Origin of the sequence: Chromobacterium vaccinii, from assembly GCF_001855275.1 — a bacterium.
Taxonomy (GTDB): domain Bacteria; phylum Pseudomonadota; class Gammaproteobacteria; order Burkholderiales; family Chromobacteriaceae; genus Chromobacterium; species Chromobacterium vaccinii.
The window spans coordinates 2571621-2584303 of sequence record NZ_CP017707.1 but is presented as its reverse complement, the minus strand read 5'-3'; the positions used below and the strand labels follow the sequence as shown (position 1 = coordinate 2584303).

At 61.4% G+C, this 12683-nt stretch carries 13 protein-coding genes; 8 read left to right on the top strand and 5 right to left on the bottom strand.

Features of this window, described 5'->3' with window-relative positions; translation table 11 throughout:
* The first annotated feature begins 27 nt into the window (after positions 1–27).
* The 6 genes from atpG to glmS all read left to right on the top strand — a co-directional run bounded on the left by atpG (position 28) and on the right by glmS (position 7005).
* Complete coding sequence (atpG, locus tag BKX93_RS12000) at positions 28–894, top strand: F0F1 ATP synthase subunit gamma (protein ID WP_046158745.1); 867 nt, start codon at positions 28–30, stop codon at positions 892–894.
* Positions 895–936: 42 nt separating this feature from the next.
* Positions 937–2334 carry a F0F1 ATP synthase subunit beta gene (atpD, locus tag BKX93_RS11995; protein WP_046168429.1) on the top strand — a complete coding sequence of 466 codons (1398 nt, stop codon included), beginning with the start codon at positions 937–939 and terminating at the stop codon, positions 2332–2334.
* A gap of 11 nt (positions 2335–2345) precedes the next feature.
* A complete protein-coding gene (locus BKX93_RS11990) occupies positions 2346–2768 on the top strand; it encodes a F0F1 ATP synthase subunit epsilon (RefSeq protein ID WP_046158743.1) in 423 nt (140 codons plus the stop codon).
* An 80-nt stretch (positions 2769–2848) separates the two neighbouring features.
* Positions 2849–4213: a bifunctional UDP-N-acetylglucosamine diphosphorylase/glucosamine-1-phosphate N-acetyltransferase GlmU gene (glmU, locus tag BKX93_RS11985; RefSeq protein ID WP_070979973.1), complete on the top strand. Its 1365-nt coding sequence runs from the start codon at positions 2849–2851 to the stop codon at positions 4211–4213.
* A 168-nt stretch (positions 4214–4381) separates the two neighbouring features.
* Positions 4382–5176 (top strand): DeoR/GlpR family DNA-binding transcription regulator, encoded by a 795-nt coding sequence (locus BKX93_RS11980; protein WP_046168431.1) that lies wholly within the window; start codon positions 4382–4384, stop codon positions 5174–5176.
* Positions 5176–7005 carry a glutamine--fructose-6-phosphate transaminase (isomerizing) gene (glmS, locus tag BKX93_RS11975; protein WP_046168432.1) on the top strand — a complete coding sequence of 610 codons (1830 nt, stop codon included), beginning with the start codon at positions 5176–5178 and terminating at the stop codon, positions 7003–7005. The genes BKX93_RS11980 and glmS overlap by 1 nt, the downstream gene beginning before the upstream one ends.
* 239 nt (positions 7006–7244) lie before the next feature.
* Here glmS and BKX93_RS11970 read toward each other — a convergent pair whose 3' ends face one another.
* From BKX93_RS11970 to BKX93_RS11960, 3 genes are all read right to left on the bottom strand, one after another.
* Positions 7245–7724, bottom strand: a complete 480-nt coding sequence (locus tag BKX93_RS11970; RefSeq protein ID WP_083340530.1) for a (R)-mandelonitrile lyase — start codon at positions 7722–7724, stop codon at positions 7245–7247.
* Positions 7721–8779 (bottom strand): NAD(P)-dependent alcohol dehydrogenase, encoded by a 1059-nt coding sequence (locus BKX93_RS11965; protein ID WP_070979972.1) that lies wholly within the window; start codon positions 8777–8779, stop codon positions 7721–7723. Before BKX93_RS11965 ends, BKX93_RS11970 begins: the two co-directional genes overlap by 4 nt.
* A gap of 64 nt (positions 8780–8843) precedes the next feature.
* Positions 8844–9689, bottom strand: coding sequence for an SDR family oxidoreductase (locus BKX93_RS11960; RefSeq protein ID WP_070979970.1), 846 nt, complete (start codon positions 9687–9689; stop codon positions 8844–8846).
* Positions 9690–9762: 73 nt separating this feature from the next.
* Between BKX93_RS11960 and BKX93_RS11955 the strand changes: the two genes are divergently transcribed.
* Positions 9763–10788, top strand: coding sequence for a LysR family transcriptional regulator (locus BKX93_RS11955; RefSeq protein ID WP_244887174.1), 1026 nt, complete (start codon positions 9763–9765; stop codon positions 10786–10788).
* Positions 10789–11027: 239 nt separating this feature from the next.
* On the opposite strand, the gene BKX93_RS23725 is transcribed toward BKX93_RS11955, so the two are convergent.
* Positions 11028–11228, bottom strand: coding sequence for a hypothetical protein (locus BKX93_RS23725; RefSeq protein WP_222103255.1), 201 nt, complete (start codon positions 11226–11228; stop codon positions 11028–11030).
* Positions 11229–11370: 142 nt separating this feature from the next.
* Between BKX93_RS23725 and BKX93_RS11950 the strand changes: the two genes are divergently transcribed.
* Positions 11371–11886, top strand: coding sequence for a DUF2867 domain-containing protein (locus BKX93_RS11950; protein WP_070979966.1), 516 nt, complete (start codon positions 11371–11373; stop codon positions 11884–11886).
* Positions 11887–12014: 128 nt separating this feature from the next.
* Here BKX93_RS11950 and BKX93_RS11945 read toward each other — a convergent pair whose 3' ends face one another.
* Positions 12015–12581 carry a TetR/AcrR family transcriptional regulator gene (locus BKX93_RS11945; RefSeq protein WP_222103253.1) on the bottom strand — a complete coding sequence of 189 codons (567 nt, stop codon included), beginning with the start codon at positions 12579–12581 and terminating at the stop codon, positions 12015–12017.
* Between the last annotated feature and the right edge of the window lie 102 nt (positions 12582–12683).

The window sequence follows — 12683 nt, the reverse complement described above, 5'->3', positions numbered from 1 at the left end:
AGTCGTAGCTAGAGAAAGGTTCAGGATATGGCAGTCGGTAAAGAGATTCTCACCAAGATCCGAAGCGTGCAAAACACGCAGAAGATCACCCGCGCTATGCAGATGGTGTCGACCTCGAAGATGCGCAAAACGCAAGAGCGTATGCGCGCTGCCCGTCCTTACGCCGAGAAGGTGCGCACGGTTATGGCGCACCTCGCTCAGGCGAACGCGGAACTTGGTCACCCGCTGCTTGCCCGTCGTGACGTGGTCAAGCGCGCCGGCATCATCCTGGTTTCCTCCGACAAGGGTCTTTGCGGCGGCCTGAACGTGAACTCGTTCAAGCGCTTCTTTGCCAAGGTCAAGGAATTGCGGGATCAGAACGTCGAAATCGACGTTTGCTGCCTGGGCCAGAAAGGCCTGGCGGCAGCCCAGCGCGCCCGTCTCAACGTGGTGGCTAGCGCGGTCCATCTCGGCGACGTGCCGAAGATGGAAAAACTGATTGGCCCGCTTACCGTTCTGTTCAGCCAGTACGCTGAAGGTGAACTGGATGCGGTTTACATCGTCTACTCCGGCTTCGTGAATACCATGAAGCAGGAGCCGGCACTGGAACAGCTGCTTCCGCTGACTCCGCACCATATGGTGGTGGAGCATTCGCACTCGTGGGACTACCTGTACGAGCCGGATGCGCCGACGCTGATGGAATTCTTGGTGCGTCGTTATCTGGAATCGGTGGTGTACCAGGCTCTGGCCGAGAACATGGCTTCCGAGCAGGCCGCGCGGATGGTGGCGATGAAAGCCGCCACCGACAACGCGGGCAACACCATCAAGCAGCTGCGCCTGGTATACAACAAGGCGCGTCAGGCGGCGATTACCACCGAGTTGTCGGAAATCGTGGCGGGCGCCGCAGCGGTGTAAGCCGTTTACGGAACTGTGAAAAGTTTATTTTAGGAAGCGATAATGAGCCAAGGCAAAATCGTACAAATCATTGGCGCGGTGATCGACGTGGAGTTTCCGCGCGATGCCATGCCGAAGATTTATGATGCCCTGAAGCTGGTTGACGTCGATCTGACGCTTGAAGTTCAGCAACAGCTGGGCGACGGCGTGGTCCGCACCATTGCTATGGGTAGCTCCGACGGTCTGAAGCGTGGCATGGCTGTTGCCAGCACCGGCGCACCGATCTCGGTGCCGGTGGGCACCGCCACCCTCGGCCGCATCATGGACGTACTGGGTAACCCGGTGGACGAAGCTGGTCCGGTGGCTACCGACAAGCGTCGCGCCATTCACCAGACCGCTCCGAAGTTCGACGAGCTGTCCGCCGCCACCGACCTGCTGGAAACCGGCATCAAGGTGATCGACCTGCTGTGTCCGTTCGCCAAGGGCGGCAAAGTGGGCCTGTTCGGCGGCGCCGGCGTGGGCAAGACCGTGAACATGATGGAGCTGATCAACAACATCGCCAAGGCGCACTCGGGTCTGTCCGTGTTTGCCGGCGTTGGTGAGCGCACTCGTGAAGGCAACGACTTCTATCACGAGATGAAGGACTCCAACGTTCTGGATAAGGTGGCGATGGTTTACGGCCAGATGAACGAGCCGCCGGGCAACCGTCTGCGCGTGGCGCTGACCGGCCTGACCATGGCCGAGCACTTCCGCGACGAGAAGGACGAAAGCGGCAAAGGCCGCGACGTGCTGCTGTTCGTGGACAACATCTACCGTTACACCCTGGCCGGTACCGAAGTGTCCGCCCTGCTGGGCCGTATGCCGTCCGCGGTGGGCTACCAGCCGACGCTGGCCGAGGAAATGGGCCGTCTGCAAGAGCGTATTACCTCGACCAAGGATGGTTCCATTACCTCCATCCAGGCCGTATACGTCCCTGCCGATGACTTGACCGACCCGTCCCCGGCGACCACCTTCGCCCACTTGGACGCAACCGTGGTTCTGTCGCGCGACATCGCATCGCTGGGTATCTACCCGGCCGTGGACCCGCTCGACTCCACCTCGCGCCAGCTGGATCCGCTGGTCGTCGGCGAAGAGCATTACTCGGTCGCCCGCGGCGTGCAGTCCACGCTGCAGCGCTACAAGGAACTGCGCGACATCATCGCGATTCTGGGTATGGACGAACTGTCCGAGGAAGACAAGCTGGTCGTGGCTCGCGCCCGTAAGATCCAGCGCTTCCTGTCCCAGCCGTTCCACGTGGCCGAAGTATTTACCGGTTCGCCGGGCAAATACGTTTCGCTGCGCGAAACCATCAAGGGCTTCAAGGCGATCATTGCTGGCGAATACGACCACCTGCCGGAACAAGCGTTCTACATGGTTGGTGGCATCGAAGAAGCCGTCGAGAAAGCCAAGACGCTTAACTAAGGAGAGGGCTAATGTCCAAGATGCATGTGGAAGTGGTTAGCACCGAACAACTCATCTATTCCGGTGAGGCCGAGTTTGTCGTGGCGCCGGCTACCGAAGGTGAGATCGGTATCTATCCGCAACACGTGCCGCTCCTGACCCGTATCAAGCCTGGTGTCCTGCGCCTTCGGGTGCCGGGCAGCAAGGACGAAGTACTGGTGGCGGTGTCCGGTGGCATGATGGAAGTGCAACCGACGCTGATCACCGTACTCGCCGATACGGCGATTCGCGGCGAGGATCTCGATGAGGCCCGCGCCAATGAGGCGAAACGCGCTGCCGAGGATGCCCTCAAGCACGCGACCGACGACATGAGCACGGCCAAGGCCCACGTTGCACTGGCGCTGGCCATTGCCGAGCTCAAGACGCTGGACTACCTCAAGAAGCGCGCTCACTGAATGCGCGAGACGTAATCGTGTATAGTGCAGGCTGCCACGCAAGTGGCAGCCTTTTTCCGTTCTGGTGAAGCAAAAAGATCATGGATAGTCTGAGTATCGTCATTCTGGCTGCCGGCAAAGGCAAGCGCATGTATTCCTCCCAGCCCAAAGTGCTGCATCCGATCGGCGGCGAGCCGATGCTGGCGCGGGTGATCCGTACCGCGCGCGGCTTGAATCCGTCCCGCCTGGTGGTGGTGTACGGCCACGGCGGCGAGCAGGTGCGGGCCAGAATTCAGGATGCGGACATTGTATGGGCCGAGCAGGCGGAGCAACTGGGCACCGGCCACGCGCTGAAGATGGCGCTGCCGCACCTGCCGGCGGACGGCAAGACCTTGGTGTTGTATGGCGACGTGCCGCTGACCAAGGTTTCCACGTTGCAAAGGCTGGAGCAGGCCGCCGGCGGCGGCATGGCGGTGCTGACCGATGTGCTGGCCGACGCCAGCGGCTACGGCCGCATGGTGCGTGGGGCAGACGGCAAGCTGACAGCCATCGTCGAGCACAAAGATTGCACGCCGGAACAGTTGAATATCCGCGAGATCAACACCGGCATGATGGCGCTGCCGAATGCGCGATTGGCGGGATGGCTGAACGCGCTGAACAACGGCAACGCCCAGGGCGAATACTATCTGACCGACGTGCTGGAACTGGCGGTGCGCGACGGCGTGGCGGTGGAAAGCGCCAACGTCGATGCCAGCTGGGAAGCCGCCGGCGTCAATAACAAGCTGCAACTCTCGGAGTTGGAGCGCATTCTGCAAGCCAATCAGGCGCGAGCGCTGCTGGAAGCCGGCGTCACGCTGGCCGACCCGGCGCGGATCGACATCCGCGGCGAGCTCAAGCATGGCATGGACGTCAGCATCGACGTCGGCTGCGTGTTCGAGGGCGTGGTGGCATTGGGCGACAACGTGGAAATCGGCGCGCACTGCGTGCTGAAGAACGTGAAGATCGCCGCCGGCACCCGGATCGCGCCGTTCTCGCATCTTGAGGACGCGGCGGTGGGCGAGGAGTGCAGGATCGGGCCGTACGCGCGCCTGCGTCCGGGCGCGGAGCTGGCCGGACACGTGCACATCGGCAACTTCGTCGAGGTGAAGAAGAGCAAGATCGGCGACGGCTCCAAGGTCAACCACCTGAGCTATATCGGCGACGCCGAGATCGGCCGCAAGGTCAACGTCGGCGCCGGTTCGGTCACCTGCAACTACGACGGCGTCAACAAGTTCAAGACCCTGATCGGCGACAACGTCTTCGTCGGCTCGGGCACGCTGATGGTGGCGCCGGTGCGTTTGGAGCGAGACTCCACGATCGGCGCCGGCTCGGTGATCAGCAAGGACACCCCGGCTGGCGAGCTGACCGTGGCGCGCGCGCGCCAGGTGACGGTGCCGGGCTGGAAGCGGCCGCAGAAAAAGAGCTGATTCCGCTCGCGCGCAGGACCCGCGCCCGGCGTTTCTCCAATGGGGAACGCCGGGCGTTTTTCATGTGTTTCGGCCGCAGCCCGGCGGCGCCGCTTTCTTTCGAAATAGGCCTTGCCAAGGAAAAACTTGCGCTGTTATCATCGAAAAACTTTCGAAGCGAAACTTTTAATGACAAAACGAAACACCCAGCAGCGCCGCCATGCCATCGCCGCGCTGGTGCAGGAGCGGGGCGAAGTCAGCGTGGAAGAGCTGACCCAGCGCTTCGCCACGTCCGAGGTCACCATCCGCAAAGACCTGGCCCTGCTGGAAACCGGCGGCCTGTTGCTGCGCCGCTACGGCGGCGCGGTGTCGCTGCCCAGCGAAATGGCGGCCGAACCGGATGTCGGCCAAGTTTCGAAACGAAAGCAGGCAATCGCCCGCGCGGCGGCGGAAAGGCTGCGCGACCACAATCGCGTCATCATCGACAGCGGCACCACCACCAGCGCGATGATTCCGTTGCTGGGCGGCAAGCGCGGCCTGGTGGTGATGACCAACTCGCTGAACGTGGCCGGCCAACTGCGCGAGCTGGAGAACGAACCCATCCTGCTGATGACCGGCGGCACCTGGGACCCGCATTCGGAATCGTTCCAGGGCCAGATCGCCGAGCAGGCGCTGCGTTCCTACGATTTCGACCAATTGTTCATCGGCGCCGACGGCATAGACCTGGAGCGCGGCACCACCACCTTCAACGAGCTGGTGGGCCTGTCCCGCGTGATGGCGGAAGTGGCGCGCGAGGTGATCGTGATGGTGGAGTCGGAAAAGATCGGTCGCCGCATTCCCAATCTGGAATTGCCGTGGGACAAGATCCACACCCTTGTGACCGACGATGGCCTGGCGCAAGACGCCAGAGACAAGATTCAAGCGAAGGGCGTGACGCTGATTTGCGCGCCCGCAGTTCAAGACAGTAGTGCAAGGAGAAAATAATGTGCGGCATCGTTGGCGCCATCGCCAAGCGTAATATCGTTCCCATCCTGGTGGATGGCCTGAAGCGTCTGGAATACCGCGGCTACGACTCGGCCGGCGTGGCCGTGCTGGCCGGCGACGAAATCCGCCGCGTGCGCCGCGTCGGCCGCGTGGCCGAGATGGAAAGCGCCGCCGCCGAGGAACGCCTGCAAGGCCAGCTCGGCATCGGCCACACCCGCTGGGCCACCCATGGCGGCGTCACCGAATACAATGCCCACCCGCACATCTCCTTCGGCAAGATCGCCGTGGTGCACAATGGCATCATCGAAAACCACGAACAGCAGCGCCAGCGCCTGAAGGGCCTGGGCTACGCCTTCGAATCGCAAACCGACACCGAAGTGATCGCCCACCTGGTGCATCACTATTACCAGGCCGGCGACAGCCTGTTCGACGCGGTGAAGAAAGCCACCCGCGAGCTGACCGGCGCCTACGCCATCGGCGTGATCGCGCTGGACCGTCCGGACGAACTGGTGTGCGCCCGCATGGGCTGCCCGCTGCTGGTGGGCCTGGGCGAAGGCGAAAACTTCATCGCCTCCGACGTCTCCGCCATCCTGTCCGCCACCCGCCGCGTGATCTTCCTGGAAGAGGGCGACATCGGCCACCTCACCCGCGACGGCGTCAAGCTGATGGACAAGAACGACCAGGCCATCGAGCGCCCAGTGCATCTGTCCGACGTGTCGCTGGCATCGCTGGAATTGGGCCCGTACAGCCACTTCATGCAGAAGGAAATCCACGAACAGCCGAAAGCGCTGGCCGACACCATCGAAGCGGTGCAGGACGCCGGCTTCAATCCGGAGCTGTTCGGCCAGGCCGCCGCTGCCATCCTGCCGCAGCTGGAAGGCGTGAAGATCCTGGCCTGCGGCACCAGCTACTACGCCGGCCTCACCGCCAAGTACTGGATCGAGAGCATCGCCGGCCTGCCGTGCGACGTGGAAATCGCCAGCGAATACCGCTACCGCGACGCCTTCGCCAATCCCAAACACCTGATCGTCACCATCTCCCAGTCCGGCGAAACGCTGGACACCATGGAAGCGCTGAAGTACGCCAAGGAGCTGGGCCACCAGTACGCGCTGTCCATCTGCAATGTGCGCGAATCCGCCATTCCGCGCGCCAGCGACCTGGTGTTCTACACCCGCGCCGGCGCCGAAATCGGCGTGGCCTCCACCAAGGCCTTCACCACCCAGCTGGTGGGCCTGTTCGCGTTGGCGGTGACCCTGGGCAAGACCCGTGGCCGAGTATCGGCCGGGATGGAGGCGCAATACCTGGACGAGCTGCGCCACCTGCCGGGCAGCGTGCAGCACGCGCTGAACCTGGAACCGCAGATCAAGGCCTGGTCCGAGCGCTTCGCCGCCAAGGACGACGCGCTATTCCTCGGCCGCGGCCTGCATTACCCGATCGCGCTGGAAGGCGCGCTGAAGCTGAAGGAAATCTCCTACATCCACGCCGAAGCCTACCCGGCCGGCGAGCTGAAGCACGGCCCGCTGGCGCTGGTGGACGAGAACATGCCGGTGGTGGTGATCGCCCCCAACGACGCGCTGCTGGAGAAAGTGAAGTCGAACATGCAGGAAGTGCGCGCCCGCGGCGGCGAGCTGTTCGTGTTCGCCGACGCCGACAGCCACTTCAGCGAATCCGACGGCGTGCACGTGATCCGCACCCCGCGCCACGTCGGCGTCCTCAGCCCCATCGTCCACACCATCCCGGTGCAGATGCTGGCCTACCATGTCGCGCTGTCGCGCGGCACGGATGTGGACAAGCCGCGGAACCTGGCCAAGAGCGTGACGGTGGAGTGAGCCAATTCGGCGGCCGTGACTAGAGCGAAGTCTGTCAGATCCGAATAAAGTTCGTCGGAGTCTGACAAGAGAGAAGGGGCCGCGGGCCCCTTCTTCTTTGCCCTGTCGTATCAATTCTTCAGATGCCCGCTTTTCGGCTAAAGCTGTCCTTCGCGTGCCAGATAAAAGACGGCTGTTTTCGTATTGGAAGCAGTCATAAAAGTATCTAGCAAATGAGCGGTAATCCATACTGACATGGGTTACGGCGGGCTCTGATCGCTCAGATTGACATCTAGCTTACCACCGAGATAATCCGCATCGCTGACCGCCTCCTGCCAGGTGGCAGACTTGCCATCTAGCGCCTCCTGAATGGCGATGTGGTTCATGCTGCTATCCGATGCGGCGCCATGCCAGTGTTTTACCTCAGGCGGAATGCGCACCACATCTCCCGACCTGATCGGTTGCAGCGGTCCGCCTGCCCGTTGCACATAACCCGTGCCTGCGGTCACTACCAGGGTCTGTCCCAGCGGATGGCTGTGCCAGTGGGTGCGAGCGCCAGCAGGAAAAGTGACTAGACCTGCCGAAGTGCGATCAGGCCCCGCCGGTGTAAACAGCATTTCAAGTTTGACGCTGCCGGTAAAAAACTCGGCAGGCGCATCCACGGTGTCGCGGCCAGAGGCGGGCGTAATCATCAAGCCTTGCTCCGAGGGCTGACTCGTATTCTGGCTCAGGGCGTTCATATGGACTCTTTCAAGGTGTTCATGTCAATCACAAAGCGGTATTTCACATCAGCCTTAAGCATGCGTTCGAAGGCCTGGTTGATGTCCTGGATGGCGATCAGCTCTATATCGGAGTGAATGCCGTGCAGGCCGCAGAAATCCAACATTTCCTGAGTTTCGGCAATGCCGCCGATCAGCGAACCGGCCAATGCCTTGCGGCGGAATACCAGCGGTCCGGTATTGAAGTTATCCAGCGGCCCCAGATAGCCCACCATCACCATGGTGCCGCCGGAGGCCAGCGTCGGAATGTAGGGGTTGACATCATGCTTGTAGGGCACCGTGTTGATGATGAGGTCGAAGCGGCCCGCAACGGCGGCCATCTGCTGTACATCGGTGGAAATGACGATATGGTCAGCCCCCAGCCTGCGCGCGTCACGCTCCTTGCCCGGCGAACGGCTGAACAATGTCACCTCCGCCCCCATGGCCTTGGCCAACTTCAATCCCATGTGTCCGAGCCCCCCCAGGCCGACAATCGCCACCTTGCTGCTCTTGTCCACTTTCCAGTGGCGCAGTGGGGAATAAGTGGTGATGCCTGCGCACAGCAAGGGTGCCGCACCGGCCAGGTCCAGCGTATTCGGTACTTTCAGGACAAAGTCTTCCGCCACCACGATCTTTTCGCTATAACCGCCAAAAGTGCGCGTACCGTCTATCGGGTCGGTGTGGTTATAGGTGTAGGTAGCGCCATTCTGGCAGTACTGCTCGTGGCCATGGTCACAGGCGTCGCAGCGCTGGCAGGAGGCCACCAGGCAGCCAACACCGACGTGATCGCCCTCCTTGAAACGAGTAACGCCAGCTCCGGTGGCAATGACCCTGCCGATGATTTCATGACCGGGAACCATGGGATAATTGGCATTGCCCCAATCGTTACGTACATTGTGGACATCGGAATGGCAGACGCCGCAATACAGAATCTCGATCACCACATCGTCTGCACGGGGAATGCGGCGTTCAAACTGAAACGGGGCCAGCGGACTGCTGGAGGATTGTGCCGCATAACTTTTAACGCGGTAGCTCATTGTTCGGTTCTTTCTGAATGGTTCAATCGTTAATCTTGTCTCGCATCAGCTGATTGCCGTGCAATCAGGCTCCTCTCTGCGCGACCGGCTGTGCAATGTCCCCAAAACGGAAGGCTGAGGTCACGCCGCCATCCATCAGAATGTCGCTGCCAGTGATAAAAGTACCATCCGGCCCCATCAGCAGGGCCGCGACATGGCCCACTTCGTCGGGGGTTCCTGCACGTCCCACCGGGCTGGCGCTAATCATGCTGCGATAGCCGGCGCCACGCGGGCCGTTCAACTCGTCGTTGGCCAACGGGGTGATGATGATGCCGGGGCTGATGGTATTCACCCGCGCTCCACGCTGGCCCCAGCGTACCGCCTCGGCCATCACCCGCAGTGAGTTGGCACGTTTGGACAACTGGTAGGCATGCAGGGTGTCAAGCACTTGCCCAGGTTGCAGAAAATCCAGTTGCAGCAGTTCTTCCGTTGGTGTCAGCGCCAGTAACCGATCCTGCTGCTGACTCAGTGCCGGCAGGCGGTGGCCAGACTGCGAGGCGATGACCACGGCAGAGCCCCCGGAGGCCATGACATTGCCAAACAGCTCCAGCACCAGCGCCGTACCATACAGATCCACCCGCAAAATGGCGGCAACCGGCGCTTGAGAGGGCGATACGCCGGCGGCGTGGATCAGCCCGGTGATCGGCCCCAACTGGCAGGCCTGTTCCACCAATGCGCTGACAGAAGCGCGCGAGCTCACGTCCACACTGGCTGCGGTGGCGCTGAAACCGGCATGGCGAAACAGTTCCACCGCCTGTTCGGCCTCTTCTATTCGTAGCGAAGCCAGCATGATCTGTTTGCCAACGCCAATTCGGCGCGCGATGGCCTGGCCGATCTGCCCGGCTCCGACGACGACAAGGGTTTCTTTCATATGATTCACCTCTAGCGCAAATTGATGAGGTGACTATAAGTCGTTAAATATCAATCGAGTAGCCGATAAAACCTTGCATCAGTGGCAATTTTTTATTGATAATTCGGCAGACACAGCAGGTACTCTCATGCCCATCAATGAATTGCGCTCTATCTCCATGTTTGCCAAAGCGGTAGAGCTTGGCAGCATCCGCAAGGCGGCGCAGGCCCAAGGCGTATCACCGCAAGCGGCGACTCAGAGCATTGCTTTACTTGAAAAACATCTGGGCGTGCGTTTGCTGCACCGGACTACGCGCAGCTTGGCACTGACTGAAGAAGGTCTGCAGTTTTTGGAGGATGCGCAGCCGGCGCTGGCGACATTGGAGCGCGCAGTAAGTACCGCCCGTGCGGGAAGGGAAGGGATTAGCGGGCCGCTGCGCATCGTCGGGCCCAAGTCATCCTTTGCCAGCATCCTGATGCCCTTGCTGGACACCTTTTGTCGCGAGCATCCTGGCGTTCGTCCTGATGTCCAGCTGGACGACGGCATTGGCAACTGGGTTCTGGAACGGGTGGATGTCGGCTTTCGGATCGGGGCATCGGCACAAGATGGGGTGATCAGCCGTCGCCTATTCCCCATCCAGCTAATCGTTTGCGCTGCCCCTGATTATCTGGCAAGGCATGGCATACCAGAGACGCTGGAAGAGCTGGCAGGGCACCGCTGCAGTATTTTCCGCCACCCCAGTAGCGGCAAGGTTTCACCCTGGTATCTAACTATCGACGGCAGCGTGGTGCAGCGCCACTTTTCACCTGCCTTTTACAGCAACGATACCGAGCTGGAGCTGCAGGCTATGCTGGCAGGTCAGGTGATCGGACAAGTTGCTAATCTGTCGGCAGCACCGCATATCCGTGCAGGCCGTCTGATTCCGGTACTGCTACCTTTTATGAGCGCACCCATTGCCCTGCATGTCTACTATGGCAGCCGGGCGGCACAACCCAGCCGAGTGCGGTCATTTCTCGATCTGGCCATATCGAAGTTGTCTGACAGCCCAGACTATTTGCTGTCTTCAATCGAGCTGGCTGCCGCTCACGCCGCATTTGCCGCGCGACGGTATCCGCTATGAGTACGGATGCCGGATTTGCCACAAAAAAATACTGCCGAAATCCATTGTTATTCAAATTAGTGATTTCTTGCGTTTGAACGTGTCCGGGTTTTTGTGCATACCTGCCATTGTTAGATAGTCAGCTTGTCGACCGCTTCGGCCGAGAACCCGTCGTCTGTCTTTCTTGGCCATCCGCCTTGTGCGGGGGTATGTCGTTGATCTATCGCTAGCAGCGGTAGTTCGAACTTTCATCGCACACATCACGCGCGCCGGAGAAAATGCATTTTTTCAACGAAGGAAAATGCGCGCTGCACGAAGTGGTTGAACCGTCCGGCATCGCGCCTCAGTCCGGCCTGCTGGCGGCCGATGAGGCATAGGTGCGCGGCCAGGCCCACAATTTCGGCCTCACCAGGGAGGAGAGCCAATCGACGTGACGTCTCAATCGCGGTCGATGCTCGCATCCCGGGAGCGCCTGTGAATAGCGATCCGGCCGCGCTGCCGAAGCAATGATCGCTTATTCCGGCCCGTGCGGGATCGACGGGCGCAGAGAAACAAGGTCTAACGCAGGCTCACGCCAAGCCCAAACCATGGAGAGATTGCTTGATGATCAATGCCCATAAAGCTTATGCGATACCCGTGCCATCCGACAGCATCCTGGCGCCGCTTTATCGGGGCGCGGACCTGCTGGATGCTTATGCGGTGCAGTTGCCGGAGGGAGCCGGCGACGATCTTGAAATGCTGGTGCGCGCGGGATTCGAGCCGCAGGCATGGTGGATTCGCGTGCTGACGCGGGTGCGGGACATGATTATGGCGACAGTCGGCGTCAAATCGTCTCGCGCGGTGGGTATGGCGGCGGCGGCGCGGGGGCCGGTGATCAGTTTCTTTCCACTGCTGTCGAAGAGCGCGGGAGAACTGGTGATGGGCGAGGACGATCGACATCTAGACTTCCGGCTGGCGATCCAGCAGCGCGCCGGCGCGGCAGGCGGCAGGGAGCTCGTCATAGTCTCTGTGGTGCATTGCCATAACTTGCTGGGGCGGACGTACCTCGCGGCAATCACGCCATTCCACCGCGTAATCGCGCGGGCTAGCCTGGAACGGGTGGCAAGACGGGCGGTTTGAGCGCAACGTGGACTTGACCCCGGCTGATGATTGGCCGGAGCGGCATGTGTAAGATCTGAAGCCCGCCGTTGCCGCGGGCTTTCTCGATGGCGCGCTTTCGAGCCGCTAATCAAACCGATCGACGCGAGCTACCTTTGGCCATCATCGGCGGGGAGCAGCGCCGCATCCAGCGCGGCCATGGCGGGAACCAGCATGGCTCGCAGGCGTTCGGCGCCGACGCCGTCGCGCGCCTGGATCGAAACGCCATGCAATAGCACCGCATAGAAGTCGCCCAGCGCGGCCACGTCGGTATCCGGCTTCAACTCGCCGCGCTGCAGCGCGCCAGCCAGCAGGTCGATGATCGATTGCGTGCGCTGGCGCCGATGCGACGCCAGCCAGGCGATGACCGGATCGCTTTCCAGCGCGCCGCTGGCGGCGGCGGACACTACCAGACAGCCTTGCGGCTGGCCGGTTTGGGTGTAGGTCTCGATCGCATCGGCGAACATGCGCTCGATCGCGGCCCTGACCGTTTTCTCCTGCAGCATCGCGCGTTCGGCGAAGCCCCCCTGGCCTGACTCGTACAAGGCCACCGCCTCGCGGAACAATGCTTCCTTGCTGCCGAAAGCGGCGTAGATGCGCGCCGATGCGATGCCGAGCGCATCGACCAGATTGGCCATCGACGTGCCTTCGTAGCCTCGGGCCCAGAAGGCTCGCATCGCTTTTTCCAGGGCCTGGTCTCGATCAAATTCTCTGGGCCGTCCGGCCATAGTTTGCTCACGGTTTGCTGTCGTGCGGTGGATTCTAGCGCATCCGACTGT

Bases quoted from the DNA above. Each gene is read 5' to 3' on its own strand.
- atpG (WP_046158745.1), top strand. From the start codon at position 28: ATGGCAGTCGGTAAAGAGATTCTCACCAAGATCCGAAGCGTGCAAAAC.
- atpD (WP_046168429.1), top strand. From the start codon at position 937: ATGAGCCAAGGCAAAATCGTACAAATCATTGGCGCGGTGATCGACGTG.
- BKX93_RS11990 (WP_046158743.1), top strand. From the start codon at position 2,346: ATGTCCAAGATGCATGTGGAAGTGGTTAGCACCGAACAACTCATCTAT.
- glmU (WP_070979973.1), top strand. From the start codon at position 2,849: ATGGATAGTCTGAGTATCGTCATTCTGGCTGCCGGCAAAGGCAAGCGC.
- BKX93_RS11980 (WP_046168431.1), top strand. From the start codon at position 4,382: ATGACAAAACGAAACACCCAGCAGCGCCGCCATGCCATCGCCGCGCTG.
- glmS (WP_046168432.1), top strand. From the start codon at position 5,176: ATGTGCGGCATCGTTGGCGCCATCGCCAAGCGTAATATCGTTCCCATC.
- BKX93_RS11970 (WP_083340530.1), bottom strand. From the start codon at position 7,724: ATGAACGCCCTGAGCCAGAATACGAGTCAGCCCTCGGAGCAAGGCTTG.
- BKX93_RS11965 (WP_070979972.1), bottom strand. From the start codon at position 8,779: ATGAGCTACCGCGTTAAAAGTTATGCGGCACAATCCTCCAGCAGTCCG.
- BKX93_RS11960 (WP_070979970.1), bottom strand. From the start codon at position 9,689: ATGAAAGAAACCCTTGTCGTCGTCGGAGCCGGGCAGATCGGCCAGGCC.
- BKX93_RS23725 (WP_222103255.1), bottom strand. From the start codon at position 11,228: ATGCGAGCATCGACCGCGATTGAGACGTCACGTCGATTGGCTCTCCTC.
- BKX93_RS11950 (WP_070979966.1), top strand. From the start codon at position 11,371: ATGATCAATGCCCATAAAGCTTATGCGATACCCGTGCCATCCGACAGC.
- BKX93_RS11945 (WP_222103253.1), bottom strand. From the start codon at position 12,581: ATGCGAGCCTTCTGGGCCCGAGGCTACGAAGGCACGTCGATGGCCAAT.